This is a genomic window from Solidesulfovibrio fructosivorans JJ], assembly GCF_000179555.1.
In the GTDB taxonomy this organism is placed as follows: Bacteria; Desulfobacterota; Desulfovibrionia; order Desulfovibrionales; family Desulfovibrionaceae; genus Solidesulfovibrio; species Solidesulfovibrio fructosivorans.
Window position 1 is genome coordinate 232,146 of record NZ_AECZ01000002.1, and the last position, 13,421, is coordinate 245,566.

At 66.2% G+C, this 13,421-nt stretch carries 12 protein-coding genes; 6 read left to right on the forward strand and 6 right to left on the reverse strand.

Going from position 1 to position 13,421, the window contains the following annotated elements; all coding sequences use genetic code 11:
• Positions 1–134: 134 nt before the first annotated feature.
• Positions 135–1,250: a YibE/F family protein gene (locus DESFRDRAFT_RS02515; protein WP_043793638.1), complete on the forward strand. Its 1,116-nt coding sequence runs from the start codon at positions 135–137 to the stop codon at positions 1,248–1,250.
• A gap of 492 nt (positions 1,251–1,742) precedes the next feature.
• On the opposite strand, the gene DESFRDRAFT_RS02525 is transcribed toward DESFRDRAFT_RS02515, so the two are convergent.
• On the reverse strand, positions 1,743–2,042 hold the full coding sequence (locus DESFRDRAFT_RS02525) for a cysteine-rich small domain-containing protein (RefSeq protein WP_005990797.1): 300 nt from the start codon (positions 2,040–2,042) through the stop codon (positions 1,743–1,745).
• Between the two features lie 87 nt (positions 2,043–2,129).
• On the opposite strand from DESFRDRAFT_RS02525, the gene DESFRDRAFT_RS02530 reads away from it, so the two are divergent.
• The 4 genes from DESFRDRAFT_RS02530 (at position 2,130) to DESFRDRAFT_RS02545 (ending at position 6,691) form a co-directional block, all read left to right on the forward strand.
• Positions 2,130–3,416: a VgrG-related protein gene (locus DESFRDRAFT_RS02530; RefSeq protein ID WP_005990799.1), complete on the forward strand. Its 1,287-nt coding sequence runs from the start codon at positions 2,130–2,132 to the stop codon at positions 3,414–3,416.
• 101 nt (positions 3,417–3,517) lie between these two features.
• On the forward strand, positions 3,518–4,867 hold the full coding sequence (locus tag DESFRDRAFT_RS02535; RefSeq protein WP_005990801.1) for a PP2C family protein-serine/threonine phosphatase: 1,350 nt from the start codon (positions 3,518–3,520) through the stop codon (positions 4,865–4,867).
• Positions 4,864–5,976, forward strand: coding sequence for a LysM peptidoglycan-binding domain-containing protein (locus tag DESFRDRAFT_RS02540; RefSeq protein ID WP_005990802.1), 1,113 nt, complete (start codon positions 4,864–4,866; stop codon positions 5,974–5,976). Before DESFRDRAFT_RS02535 ends, DESFRDRAFT_RS02540 begins: the two co-directional genes overlap by 4 nt.
• A gap of 130 nt (positions 5,977–6,106) precedes the next feature.
• The gene (locus DESFRDRAFT_RS02545) at positions 6,107–6,691 is read left to right on the forward strand and encodes a hypothetical protein (RefSeq protein ID WP_005990803.1); all 585 of its coding nucleotides are present in this window, start codon (positions 6,107–6,109) and stop codon (positions 6,689–6,691) included.
• A gap of 212 nt (positions 6,692–6,903) precedes the next feature.
• Here DESFRDRAFT_RS02545 and pgl read toward each other — a convergent pair whose 3' ends face one another.
• Genes pgl through DESFRDRAFT_RS02570 form a run of 5 tightly spaced genes read right to left on the reverse strand, consistent with a single transcriptional unit; the run spans position 6,904 to position 12,180 of the window.
• Positions 6,904–7,632: a 6-phosphogluconolactonase gene (gene pgl, locus DESFRDRAFT_RS02550; protein ID WP_005990804.1), complete on the reverse strand. Its 729-nt coding sequence runs from the start codon at positions 7,630–7,632 to the stop codon at positions 6,904–6,906.
• Positions 7,629–9,173: a glucose-6-phosphate dehydrogenase gene (gene zwf, locus DESFRDRAFT_RS02555; RefSeq protein WP_005990805.1), complete on the reverse strand. Its 1,545-nt coding sequence runs from the start codon at positions 9,171–9,173 to the stop codon at positions 7,629–7,631. The genes pgl and zwf overlap by 4 nt, the downstream gene beginning before the upstream one ends.
• Positions 9,174–9,176: 3 nt before the next feature.
• Complete coding sequence (gene gnd / locus DESFRDRAFT_RS02560; RefSeq protein WP_005990806.1) at positions 9,177–10,094, reverse strand: phosphogluconate dehydrogenase (NAD(+)-dependent, decarboxylating); 918 nt, start codon at positions 10,092–10,094, stop codon at positions 9,177–9,179.
• Entirely contained in the window at positions 10,091–10,822 is a 732-nt protein-coding gene (locus tag DESFRDRAFT_RS02565; RefSeq protein WP_005990807.1) for a TVP38/TMEM64 family protein, read from the reverse strand. Before DESFRDRAFT_RS02565 ends, gnd begins: the two co-directional genes overlap by 4 nt.
• Complete coding sequence (locus tag DESFRDRAFT_RS02570) at positions 10,819–12,180, reverse strand: deoxyribodipyrimidine photo-lyase (RefSeq protein ID WP_005990808.1); 1,362 nt, start codon at positions 12,178–12,180, stop codon at positions 10,819–10,821. Before DESFRDRAFT_RS02570 ends, DESFRDRAFT_RS02565 begins: the two co-directional genes overlap by 4 nt.
• Before the next feature lie 164 nt (positions 12,181–12,344).
• Between DESFRDRAFT_RS02570 and DESFRDRAFT_RS02575 the strand changes: the two genes are divergently transcribed.
• Complete coding sequence (locus DESFRDRAFT_RS02575; RefSeq protein WP_005990809.1) at positions 12,345–13,406, forward strand: linear amide C-N hydrolase; 1,062 nt, start codon at positions 12,345–12,347, stop codon at positions 13,404–13,406.
• Positions 13,407–13,421: the final 15 nt, after the last annotated feature.

A 13,421-nucleotide genomic window follows, 5' to 3' on the forward strand; every position in this document is an offset into this window, starting at 1 on the left:
CGTGGGGTGGCCTTTGGGCCGCCTCACGGTTCTTTTTCAAGCGCAAGGATTACCGCATGGAAAAACTGTCTTCCCGGCCGGATGCGCCCAAGGACGTGGCCACGCCGGTCGCCCCGGTCAACCTCCTTCGGCGCATGCTCGCCCGGACCGACCGGCGCGACGTGCTGCTGGTCGCGCTTTTCACCGCCCTGACCGTGGCCCTGCTCTATTGGCCGACAGGCTTTGAAAACAGGCTCCCCAGCGACGCCGTGCAGGTCAAGGCCCGCATCCTCGACGTGGACAACGCCCACGTGCACCAGTACGGCATCGTGCGCGAAGGCGAACAGCGCGTCACCGCCGTGCCGCTGTCCGGGCCCTTTGCCGGGCAACGCATCACCGCCGACAACATCCTGCTCGGCAAGCTCGAACTCGATAAGATTTTCGCCCCGGGCGAGACGGCCCTGCTCGTGCTGTCGCTGCGTGACGGCAAGATCGTTTCGGCCGTGGCCAAGGACCACTGGCGGCTCGGGCTGCAAGGGCTGCTGCTCGGCGTCTTTGCCCTGTTTCTGGCCCTTTACGCCGGCTGGACAGGCGTCAAGGCCGTGCTCTCCTTTCTCTTCGCGGCCCTGCTCCTGTGGAAGGTGCTGGTGCCGCTTTTCCTTCAGGGCTACGATCCGCTTATCGTCACCCTCTGCGTCCTGGCCGTGCTCATGGCCGCCATCATTTTCCTCGTCGGCGGCGTCGGCCGGCGATCGCTCGCCGCCTACCTCGGCGCGCTGGCGGGCATCGCCGTCACCTGCCTGCTCGCCCTGGCCACCGCTCCCGGCTTCGCCCTGCCCGGCGCGGTCAAACCCTACGCCGAAACGCTTCTCTACACCGGCTACGCCCACCTCAACCTCGGCCGCATGTTTCTGGCCACCATCTGCCTCGGGGCCAGCGGCGCCATCATGGACGTGGCCATGGACGTGGCCGCCAGCCAGTCCGAAGTCGTCGCCCATAACCCGGGCATCGGCCCCGGCCGGCTGTGCCTCTCGGGATTTCGTGTCGGCCGCATCGTGGTCGGCACCATGGCCACCACACTGCTTTTGGCCTACTGCGGCGGCAGTCTCGCGCTCCTTATGGTCTTCATGGCCCAGGGCGTGCCGCTCATAAACGTCGCCACCATGCCCCACGTCGCCGCCGAAATCGCCAACACCCTCGTCGGCAGCTTCGGCCTCGTCACCGCCGCGCCGCTCACCGCCATCGCCGGCGCGCTGCTGCTGCGACGGTAAGGCGCAGGAGGCTGGGGAGGAACCGGGGCGCTGCCCCGGACCCCGGCAGAGGCGCTGCCTCTGCACTCCGCCGGGGGGCGGGCGCGCCCCCCGGACCCCCCGTCCGGTGTGCTTTGGCTGGGCGGAGGGGGGATTGGCTACCGGGAATGCGGCAAGTGGAGAAGATGGCGGCGGAATTTGTCGGGACGCTGCCGTCGCTTCGCGGCAGGCTCGTCCCGACAAATTCCGCCGCCACCACGCCGTCGCCCCTACGGGGCGACATTCGGGAAAAATAGTTTCTTAAAATGCGGCGCTTCGCCGCTGGCGTGGTTGTCGCCGCAATCGTGTCCGGCGTCGAGGCGCGAAGCGCCTCGTGCCGCCGGGCCGATTGCGGCGACAAAGGCATCACCAACCACCTCTCCGCCCGCCATCCCAACCCGGTAAAGGGGGGACCGGGGGGCATCAAGCCCCCCGGCGGGGTCTGGGGCGGCGCCCCAGCTCATTCTTCATTCTTCATTCGTCAGCCTCAGCCTCCTCCTTCTCCCGTTGCTCCGCTTGCCAGGCCTGACGCCTGGCAGCGGCTTCCTGGCGGAGCCTGTCCAGAATCTCGTCGTAGCCTTCGGGGCGGTGGGGGCGCAGGCAGGGGGTGCAGTCCTTGACGCCCTGGCGCATTTCGCAGTCGCCGCCGCAGTTTTCCAGGAAGTAGAGCGGGCAGAAGCACAGCAGGCAGTTGAAGGTTTCGGGGTCGGCCCCTGGGTGGCAGGGGAAGTACTTACAGGCGGTATTTTGGAAGAAACGGTAGCTGTGTTGCATGGGGGCTCCGGTGGGGCTGTGGGGAGGCACGGGGTTTGCAGCCGCTGGGTTGCGCTTTGAGTGAATCGAGAAAAACGGGATATCCGCATGGCCATAGAGACCACCAATTCCGCCGCAGGGGAAATTTTCAAGAAAGCCGCCGCCCGGGTGCCGGGGACGGCCAGGATCGGCAAGGATCCCCGCGTGTTCGCGACCATGCTGCAAAGCGGGTACGGAATCAACGGCGCGATTGGCAAGTCGGATAACCCTCTGATTTCAAAAGAAAACATGATTACCGGCCTGGAGATGCTTTCCGGCAAGGGATCCTCCGATGAGGACGCGGCGCTAGCCATGTTGGGCTATGATAGCGGTGCCAAGGGATTGACGGGATTGACGGGAGGGCAGGGCGGTCTGGATAAATTTCAGGGCAATGCGTTGGCCACGTTGTCCCGGTTGGCCATGCAGCAGGAGGTTGCCGAGGCCAAGGCCGCCGCGCCGCCGGCCGCGCCCCGGGGCGGCTCCAGCGTGCGTCGGGTCGTTGACAAATCTTCGGTGCGCATGGCGGTCAATCCCAGTTCCCGCCATCCCGACGATCTCGGCCATTTGGGCCGCACGGTGGCGCAATCCGAGGGCGGCGGGTTCACGCAGCGCGAGGAGGAACTGCTTCTGGCCGCGGCCGGGGCGGAGAACATCCTGGCCGAGACGTCCCGGGTGGAGGCGGCCAAGGACGAGGCCAAGGCCACACGCAAGGTGTTGCCGTCGACGCTCCAGTTCAAGGCCGGACGCTTGAGCGCCCAGTACGAGTCCAACTGCGAGATCGACTGCATCGGCTACGACCGGCGCGGCGGCACGTCCTACGGCCAGTACCAGATTGCCTCCAAGACCGGCACCATGGATTATTTCATTAAATTCCTGGATGACAAGGCTCCGGATCTGGCCGCGCGCCTCAAGGCCGCCGGCCCGGCCGACACCGGGGGAAGGAGCGGGCGCATGCCCACGGTCTGGAAGCGGATCGCGGCTTCCGATCCCCGGCGTTTCGAGGCCTTGCAGCACGAATTCATCCGTTCGAGCAGCTATTCCCCGGCGGCCAAGAGCATTGTGCTGACCACGGGCGTGGATGTGACCAAGCGGTCCTATGCCTTGCGCGAGGTGCTGTGGAGCACGGCGGTGCAGCATGGCCCGGGCGGGGCGGAGCGGATTTTCTCCCAGGCCATCGAGAAGGCCGAGGGTTCGGCAGGACGTCAGGACTTTGACAAAGCCGTGATCGAGGAAGTCTACCGGATTCGGAGCCGGAAGTTCTTCCGCCACAACAAGCGGGTGCGCGAGGCGGTCCAGTCCCGGTTCCGCGACGAGAAGACCACGGCCATCGCCTTGCTCGACGGCGTTTCGGCCTGAGGTTACGTTTTCTTCACACGCGTTTGAATTTCCCTTTTCCCCACTTTGCCCCGGCCTTGCTTTTCATGTAGAGGGGTGGCCATGCAGCCGAGGAACGCAGCATGACCGAAGCGGCGTGCGAAGACGCCGGTCGGCTCTCCGACCGTTTGGGCGCTTTGAAGCGGTGTTTCGCCTTGTCGCGCCTGGTCACGGAGTCGCTGGACCTTTCCGAGGTGCTGGAACGGATCATGACCACCTCGCGCCAAGCGCTTTCGGCCGAGGCGGCCAGTTTGCTGCTGGTGGACGAGACGCCCGGCCCGGGCCAGGGCGAACTTGTTTTCACCGTGGCCCAGGGGCCGGCCTGCCGGGACCTGCGCGGCGGCTTTCGTCTGGCTCCGGGCGAGGGCGTGGCCGGCTGGGTGGCGGCGCGGGCCGAGCCGGTGCTGCTTGTCGACGCCTATGACGATTCCCGTTTCAATCCCGATGTCGATCGCCTGACGGGCTACCGGACGCGGTCCATGGCCTGCGTGCCCTTGTTGTACAGGGGCCGGGTCATCGGCGTGGCCCAGTGCATCAACAAGGCTGGGGGCGGGGTTTTCACCCGCGACGAGGTGGAGACCTTTTCGCTGTTGGCGGCCCAGGCGGCGGTGGCCATTGTCAATGCCAGGCTCCATGGCGAGGCGCTGGCCAAGCAGCGCATGGAGTTCGACATGGAGGTGGCGGCGGGGGTGCAGCAAAGCCTGCTGCCCCAGGGGGTGCCGTTGGTGCCGGGGTTCGACCTGGCCGGCGCGAGCCTGTCCTGCGACGCCACCAGCGGCGATTACTATGATTTCATGCGGCGGCCGGATGCGGCCGGCGGGCCGGAGCGCTTTTTCGTGGCTGTCGGCGACGTGACCGGCCACGGCATCCAGGCGGCGCTTTTCATGACGTCGGTGCGGGCTTTTTTGCGGGCCCGGCTGCTTGCGCCGGGGGGGCCGGCCGCCATCGTCGGCGACGTCAACCGACTGCTTTCCGGCGACATGGGCGATTCGGGGCGCTTCATGACGTTTTTCCTGCTGGAGATCGATCCGGCGGCGGGCGTCATGCGCTCGGTGCGGGCCGGGCATGACCCGGCCCTGCTCTACGATCCGGCCACGGGCACGTTTGTCGAGGTCGGCGGTCGTGGGATCCCCCTCGGCATCGACGCCGGCTGGGCCTATGAGGAAAATGTGTTGTGCCCCCTGCCCGAGGACGCGGTGCTGGTCCTCGGCACCGACGGTATCTGGGAGGCCAGGGCCGCTTCGGGCGAGATGTACGGCAAGGCGAGGCTGCGCCAGGCCATCGCGCGCGGCGCGTCCGGGGATGCCCGGGCGGTGGTCGACGCGGTGCTTGCGGACCTGGACGCGTTTCTCGCGGGGATGCCGCGTCATGACGACGTGACCCTTGTCGTGGTCAAGACGGCGCCTGGCGCCGGCAAAAAGGAGGTGTCATGAGATACGGTCGCGCGCTTACTGTGGCGATCCTTTTGGGACTTGTCGTCAGCGGGTGCAGCAAGGAAGACCCGCAGGCGTTTTCCAAGGTCGATTACAACAAGGACGGCAAGATCATTTTCGAGGAACTCATCGTGGCGTTCCCGGACATGACCGTCGAGGAGTTTCTGGCCGCCGACGCCGACCGCAACGGCACCCTGGATGAGAAGGAATACCAGCGGCTGCGCGAGGCCCGGGCTTCCGGCAAGAAGCTCGACGCCTCCTCCGCCTCGGCCAAGCCGGCCGCACAGCCCGCCAAGCCCGCCGCCGAGCAAAAGCCGGCCGAAGCGGCCAAACCGGCTGACGCGGCCAAGCCGGCTGAGCAGCCAAAGGCCGAAACGACGCCCGCTCCGGCCGCGCCCGCGGCTGCTGCTCCGGAACCGGCCAAGCCGGCCGAGCAGCAAAAGGTCGAAGCCGCCGCTCCGGCCGCGCCCGCCCAGGCTCCGGCCCCGGCGAAAGAGTCCGCCACTCCCGCGCCAGCCGCCCCGGCCGCCGAGACCGTGACCGTGGAGGTCCAGTCGACCCCCGACATGACCTATACCGTGGGGCGCGGCGATACGCTCACGCGCATCGCCAAGAAGTTCGACGTCTCGGTCAAGGCGCTCATGGAGGCCAATGACCTCAAGAACGCGGACCACCTCGAGGCCGGGGCCACCCTGACCATTCCCTCCGCCAACGGCGGACAGGCCGCCGCCCAGCCCGTGCCGCCGGCCGTGGCCGACATCGTGACCGGCTACTTCACCAAGAGCGCCTCGGGCGACATCAACGGCCTGATCGACTATTACGCCGACAAGGTGGAGTATTATAAAAAGGGCAAGAGCGGAAAGGACATCGTGCGCCAGGACAAGGCGGCCTACTTCGCCCGCTGGCCCGAACGGACCTACGAGCCGGGCAAGGCCTCGGTGCGAAAGCTGAAAAACGGCGACCTGCGCGTGACCGTGCCCTCGGGATTCGCCGTCAAAAAGGGCGACAAGAGCGTGCGGGGCAAGGCGGTGTTTACCTTCCTGCTGCATCCCTCCGGCGACACCTACCGGATCGTGGGCGAGCAAAGCCGGGTGACGGAGAAGAAGTAGCCCGGCGTCGCCAAAGCCAGGTTTATAAGCCGGGAGGGGATTCCCTCCCGGCTTTTTTGTTTGGCCAGGAGACGGCAATATTTTCCAGGCATCCCTTTTGCATGAACCAGGGCGGCTCAAGGAGGACGCCATGGACATCAGCACCAGCTACGACAGCCTGACCAGGCTGTTACAGATCAATTCGAGCACGGGCAGCGGCGCGACGATCGATTCCGGCTCCGCCTCCTCCACCACCACGACCTGCGACAGCGGTGCGTCGGATACCGACACCGCCACATGGTCGGCCGTTGCCAAGGCGCTTTCCGGAAGCGAATCCGACTACATGAGCCCCATCCTCAAGCTCAAGTCGCAGAATAAGGCGCTCCAGCAGCAGCTCACCAACACCCTGGCCGCCAAGTTTACGGAACTGGGCGTGGATACCAGCCAGACCATCACCCTGTCCCGAGACGCCAACGGCAAGGTGGTCGTCACCAACGACCACCCGGACAAGGAAGCCATCGAAAAACTGTTCGCCGATACGGACGTGCTGACCAAGGCCTTCGGCACCCTGGCCTCCAACACCACCACGCTCAACTCCATGTCCGCGAGCCAGGCCAATTCGATGCTGCGCACCAACGGCTACGCCGCCTATCTGAACCAGCTGACCAGCAGCGGCGACTCCTCGGACTTCTACATGAGCATGCTCGGCAATTCCTCCACCATCCATTCCAAGTAGAATCATTTTGAAAAAGCGACCGGGGGGAAACTTTTCTGTAGAAAAGTTTCCCCCCGGACCCCCTTTCAAAAGACTTTCATAATGAAAATGGACGTCTCTTTATGACGTTCATCACCGTTAAAAAGTTTAGGAAGGGGAGAGCGCGAGAGGGGAGAACCCTTTGCAAAAGGGTTTCCCCTCTCGCACACTCTTTCTTCATAAATCTTCGTTAGCTATCTCCCTGCTTCGTCGATCATCCAGACCAGTTCGCCATCCTGTGGGCGCGCGAGGGAGGCCGGGACGGCCGGGTCGGGCGTGTCGGTCAGGGCTTGCCGAAGCGCTTGTTCCTTGCCCTTGGCCGTGACCAGAAAGAGCACGCGTCTGGCGGCGTTTATAAGGGGGAAGGTGAAGGTCAGCCGGGGCACCTGGGGCTGGACGGTGCTCGGGGACGGCGCGTCGGCGACCAGTTTGTCCTGGACCGCGACAATGGGGCCGCCCGGGAAGATGGAGGCCGTGTGCCCATCCGGGCCCATGCCGAGCAGGATCAGGTCGAAGCGCGGGATCGCCCCGAGGCCGGCTCCAAACGCCTGACGGATTTCCTCCTCATAGGTCGCGGCCGCGGCGGCGGGCGGCGTGATCTCCACGGGCATGGGACGGATGTTGCCGACCGGAATGGGGGAGGGGGTGAAAAGGATGGGGGAAATCGCCCCGAAGTTGCTGCGCGGATCGCCCACGGGCACGAGGCGCTCGTCGCCGAAGAAAAAGAGCGTGTCCTGCGGCGGCGCGCCAAAGCCCCGGCGGGCCATGGCGGCGTAGAGCGGCAGCGGGGTCGAGCCGCCGGACAGGGCCAGGGCGAACCGGCCCCGGGCCGCCACCGACTCCCGCGCCGCCTCGGCCACATAGGCCAGGGCCGCTTCGGTCATGGCGGCCGGGCTCGGGAAGGCTTTCGCCCGGGCGCTCATGACGTCAGCCCATGGGCTTTGAGGAATTTTCCGGCCTCCTGCGGTCCCCAGGAACCGGCCTTGTAGAGGAACAGCCGGTCGGGATCGGTCTCGCCGAGCATGGGGGCCAGGAATTTCCAGCACAGCTCCACCCCGTCCTGCCGCCAGAAAAGCGTCTGGTCGCCGAGCATGCAGTCGAGGAACACCTTGGCGTAGGCGGAAAGCGACGGGCCTTCGTAGCCCTGGTAATAGTTGAAGTTCATGGTCACCGAGCGCAGGCACATGGGGCCGGGGGCCTTGGCCTGGAAGGTCAGGCTCACCTGCTCGTCGGGCTGGATGCGCAGGGTCAGCCTGTTGGCCTTGATGTGGTCGCCGAAGATTTCCCGGAACATGGAGTAGGGCACGGGCTTGAACTGGACCGCGATTTCCGTGCGCTTGGCGGGAAGCCGCTTGCCCGAGACCATGTAGAACGGCACGCCCTGCCAGCGCCAGTTGTCCACGTAGACCTTCATGGCGGCGAAGGTGGGCGTGGTGGAATCGCCGGGCACGCCTTCCTCATCGAGATAGGCCGGGGCGCGTTCGCCGCCGGCCACGCCCGAGGCGTACTGGCCGAGGACGAGGTTTTCGCGCAGGTCGTGTTCGTTGAAGGGGCGCAACGCCCGGAAGACCTTGGTCTTTTCGTCGCGTACGAGTTCCGCCTCGAAAAGCGACGGCGGCTCGATGGCGCAAAGCGCGAGCAGCTGCATCATGTGGTTCTGGAACATGTCGCGCAGCACGCCGAAGTGATCGTAGTAGGAGGCGCGGTGTTCGACGCCGATGGACTCGGCGGCCATGATGCTGACGTAATCCACGTAGCGCCGGTTCCAGACCGGTTCGAAGATGGCGTTGGCGAAGCGCAGCATCAGGATGTTCTGCACGGTTTCCTTGGCCAGATAATGGTCGATGCGAAATATCTGGTGTTCGGAAAACCGGGTGTGCAGCGCCTGCTCCAGCACCTGTGCCGTGGCCAGGTCGCGGCCGAAGGGCTTTTCGATGACCAGCCGGGAATAGCCCTTGGTCTCCTCGGCCAGCCCGGCCTTGGCCAGGTTGACGGCGATGTCCTCGTAGGCCGTGGGCGGCACGGCCAGGTAGAAGACGCGGTTGCCGCCGAGGTTTCCGCTTTCGCACAGGCCGTCGAGGTACTCGGCCAGCATGGAAAACGAGGCCGGGTCGTCGTAGTGCACTTGGCGATAGGTCAGGCGCGGGGCCAGCTTTTCCCACAGCTCGGGGGACAGGGAACCGTGGGTTTCGATGGCCTGCTTCATGCGTTCGCGGAAGGAATCGTCGTTTAAGTCGGTGCGGCTGGCCCCGACCACGGCGAAGTTTTTCGGCAGGTTGCCGCCCGCGTACAGGGCGGCCAGGGCCGGCATGAGCATGCGGCCGGCCAGGTCGCCGGTGACGCCGAAGATGACGATGGTGACCGGGGCTTCCACTTCGTCGAAGCGACAGCTGGCCTCGGGAATGGGATTTCTGGGGTGGCCGAGGACCACCTCGGCCACGCCCGGCGTGGGAGCGTCCGCCATCTCTCATTCCCCCCGCTTCTTGACGGCATGGCCGCCGAACTGGTTGCGCAGCGCCGCCAGGACCCGGTCCTGGAAGGAGTTGTCCTGGCGCGAACGGAACCTTTCGAAAAGGGCCATGGTGATGACCGGGGCGGACACCGCCGTCTCCACGGCGGCGTTGACCGTCCAGCGCCCCTCGCCCGAGTCGTCCACGTAGGGCTTGAGCGATTCCAGCCGGCGGTCTTCGGTGAAGGCCCGCTGGGCCAGCTCCAGAAGCCAGGAGCGCACCACCGACCCATGGTTCCACAGATCGCAGATGGCCGGGAAATCGAGGTCCTCGCCGAACTGCGAGGCGGCCAGGATCTCGAAGCCTTCGGCATAGGCCTGCATCATGCCGTATTCGATGCCGTTGTGGACCATCTTGACGAAGTGGCCGGAGCCGATGGGGCCGGTGTGCAGGTTGCCGCCGGGGCCGGTCAGCACGTCCAGGGCGGGTTTTAAGGGACCGACCACTTCGGGCTCGCCGCCGACCATGATGCAGTAGCCCTCGGCCAGGCCCCAGATGCCGCCGCTGACGCCGGCGTCGCAGTAGCGGATGCCTTTGTCCCCGGCGGCTTTGTGGCGGCGCAGGTCGTCGCGGTACATGGTGTTGCCGCCGTCGACGATGGTGTCGCCCGGGGAGAGCAGCGGCAGCAGTTCGTCCACGTGCTCGTCGGTGGGGCCGCCGGCCGGGAGCATGAGCCAGATGATGCGCGGGGCGGGGAGCATGCTGACCAGTTCGGCCATGGTCTGGGCCGCCGCGGCGTTCTTGCCTTCCTCGGCCGCGAAATCCTCGGCTTTTTGGACGGTGCGGTTGTAGGCCACGACTTCGATGCCGCCGCGAACCAGCCGCCTGGCCATATTGAGTCCCATGCGTCCAAGGCCGATCATTCCGATTTTCATGGTGTTTCTCCGGGAGTGGTTGCGCCCTTGCGGGCCGTTTGCGCCCGCCGGGCGCGGGCAAAGGCGACGGCCTTTCGGGCCGCCAGGGGAAAGATGCCGAGCAGGGCAAAGGAAACCAGGAGCGTCGGCGAGAGAATGCCGGAAAGCGACGTGAGCTTGCCGAGCTGGGTGCCGGCGTTGACGTAAACCGCCGTGCCCGGAAGCATGCCGAGCTGGGACACGACGTAGAAGGTGCGCAGCGGCAGGGCGGTGAGCCCCATGGCCGCGTTGATGACGAAAAAGGGGAACAGGGGAATCAGGCGCAAGGTGAACAGGTAAAACGCGCCTTCCTTGGCGATGCCGGCGTCGATGGCGGCGAGCCGGCCGCCGATGCGCCGCGTGATGGCGTCGCGAAAAAGGAACCGGGCCAGGGCGCAGGCGATGGTCGCCCCGATGGTGCTGGCAAAGGAGACCACGATCAGGGTGGTCCAGAAGCCGAACAGCGCCCCGCCGGCCAGGGTCAGCACCGTGGCCCCGGGCAGGCTTAAGGCCGCGACCAGGACGTATATCCCGAAATAGGCGGCCAGAAACCGGGCCGGGGCGGCGGCGTAGGCCGTTTCCAGGGCCTCCCGGGAGGCTTTCAGGTGGTCCAGGGTCAGATACCGCTCGAGGCCCAGGCCGAAAAAGACGGCGACGGCGGCGGCGACCAGGATCAGGACAAGGATTTTGCCGGCTGTTTTGGCGCTCATGCGGCCTGCTCCGGATAGCGGGCGACGTAGGCGTCCACGTCGAATTTGCGGCGGCAGCCGCGTTCGTTCATGTAGCGCACCTGGCCGTAGACGGGGCGGTTCGCCCAGGGCCGGTCGTGCAGGCCGCCGACGGACCACAGCACTCCGACCACGCCGTTGGGGTCGCGTCCGTCCAGGGCGAAGCGGTCGTTTAAAAAAAGCGCCGTTTCCAGGGCCTCCCGGGGTGATCCCGACCATTCCAGGATCTTTTTGGCCCAGTACATGCGCATATAGCCGTGGATGCGGCCCTCGCGCGAAAGCTGCCGCTGGGCCGCGTTCCAAAGCGCGCTGTGCGTTGTGGCGGCTGCGAAGGTCTCGCGGTCGTAGAGGTACGGCCGGGAATCGGCGGCATGGGCGGCCAGGGTTTTTCGGGCCCACTCGGGCAGGGCCTCGAAGCTGTCGTATTCGGGTTCGTACAAGCAGAAGTTGTCGGCCAGTTCCCGGCGCACGACAAGTTCCTCCAAAAACGCGTCAGCGCCTTCCTTGGCGCGCGAACGGGCCTCCAGCGTGGCCAGGGCCGCCCGCTGGGGCGCGAGCTGGCCGAAGTGGAAATACGGCGACAGGCCGGAGGTGGCCCCGGCATTGGGGTCGTTGCGGCGCGCGGCGTAGCCCTCCAGGCGGTCGCGGAGGAAATCGTCCAGGACCTGTGTCGCGGCCGCGCTCCCGGGGACGATGCCCGTAACCGGCGGCACGGACGGGTCGGCCTGGACAAAATCGGCGGCCGCCCGCCAGTCGACGGGCGCGAAGCCATCCAGGTTGGCGGCCGGGAATGTCGGCAGATCGGGGAACGGTTTCAAAAATTCGGGCAACAGGCGATGGATTTTCGGGCGCAGGGTGGCGGCGGCGTATTCGCGTTTTTGCGAGGCGAGGAAGCAGGGCGCCACGTTGTGGGCGTCGACCTCGACGAGGGCGCCGGGAGAGGCGACGGCGACGGCCGCTTTCCACACGCGTTTGACGCGAAGCGGATCGAAATCCGTCACGCAAACGCCGGCATCCACGCTGTGCAAAAAGGCCGGCACCGTAAAGCCGGGCTCACCCGTGAGCACGGCCAGCGGGATGCTATGGGCGCGCAGCGCCGCCTCGGTTTCGGCCAGCCCCGCCAGCATAAAGGCGTACTGGCGGCGGGTCGCGCCGGGATAGGCGGGTGCCAGGGCGAAAACCACGACAAGCGGCGCGCCGGATTCCCCGGCCAGGGACGCGGCGTGGAGCAGGGCCCAGTTGTCGGCGGCGCGCTGGTCGCGGCTCATCCAATAGACCACTGACCCGGAACGCGGAGGTGGGCCTGCCAGGGAACGGATGCGGGCGGGATGGACCTGCATATTCCTCTTGTAGGCCGTCGGACGGATCAAGGCAAGCCGGCGGGCGAAAGTCGATCGGACCTTGCTCCGTGACCGGTTTTTGCCATAGGATCGAAAATCCACGTCCGTCCGTCGCCCAGGGAGTGCCGACGGGCGGCCTCATCGCAACCGGAGGTCATTTCACCATGGATAACGGCATGCTGCATGTGGCCGTGGCCGCTTTGGTCATGGCGCTGATCCTTCTCGTCCCCGCCGGCGCGCGGGCCTGCACCCGGGCCGTGTTCCTCGGCAAGGACGGCATGGTCATCACCGGCCGGTCCATGGACTGGTCGGAGGATATCAAATCCAATCTCTGGGTCTTTCCCCGGGGCATGGCCCGGGACGGCGCGGCCGGACCGGACTCCGTGACCTGGACCTCGAAGTACGGCAGCGTCGTGGCCTCGGGCTACGATGTCGGCACGGCCGACGGCCTGAACGAAAAGGGGCTGGCGGCCAATCTGCTCTATCTGGCCGAGTCGGAGTACGGCACGCCCGCCCAGGGGAAAAAGCTCCTCAACATCGGGGTCTGGGCCCAGTACGTGCTGGATAATTTCGCCACCGTGGCCGAGGCGGTAAAAGCGCTGGCTCCGGAGCCTTTCGTCATCGTGGCTCCGGCGCTGCCGAACGGCAAGGCGTCCACCCTGCACCTGTCGCTCTCGGACGCGAGCGGCGATTCGGCCGTCTTCGAATACGTCGGCGGCAAGCTCGTCATTCATCACGGCCGGCAGTATCAGGTGATGACCAATTCCCCGACCTTCGACCAGCAACTGGCGCTCAATGCCTACTGGAACACCGTGGGCGGCCGGGCCTTCCTGCCGGGCACGGCGCGGGCGGCGGACCGTTTCGTGCGCGCGTCCTATTTTCTTGGGCTTTTGCCCCAGACCGCCGATGCCCGGGAGGCCCTGGCCGGGATCGTCGGCGTCTTGCGCACCGTGTCCGTGCCGCTCGGCGTCTCGGAGCCGGGACAGCCCAACATCTCCCCCACCCGCTGGCGCACCTTCAGCGACCAGAAGGACCTGATCTACTTCTTCGACAGCGCCACCAGCCCCTCGCTTTTCTGGGTCAAGCTGACGGATCTCGATTTCACCAAGGGCGCGCCGGTCAGGAAGCTGACCCTGACGGGCGGGGAAATCTACTCCGGGAACGCGGCGGACAAGTTCGCCGCCTCCGCCCCCTTCGTCTTTCTGCCGTACACGCCCGGGCAATAGCTTGGAAAAGGAACC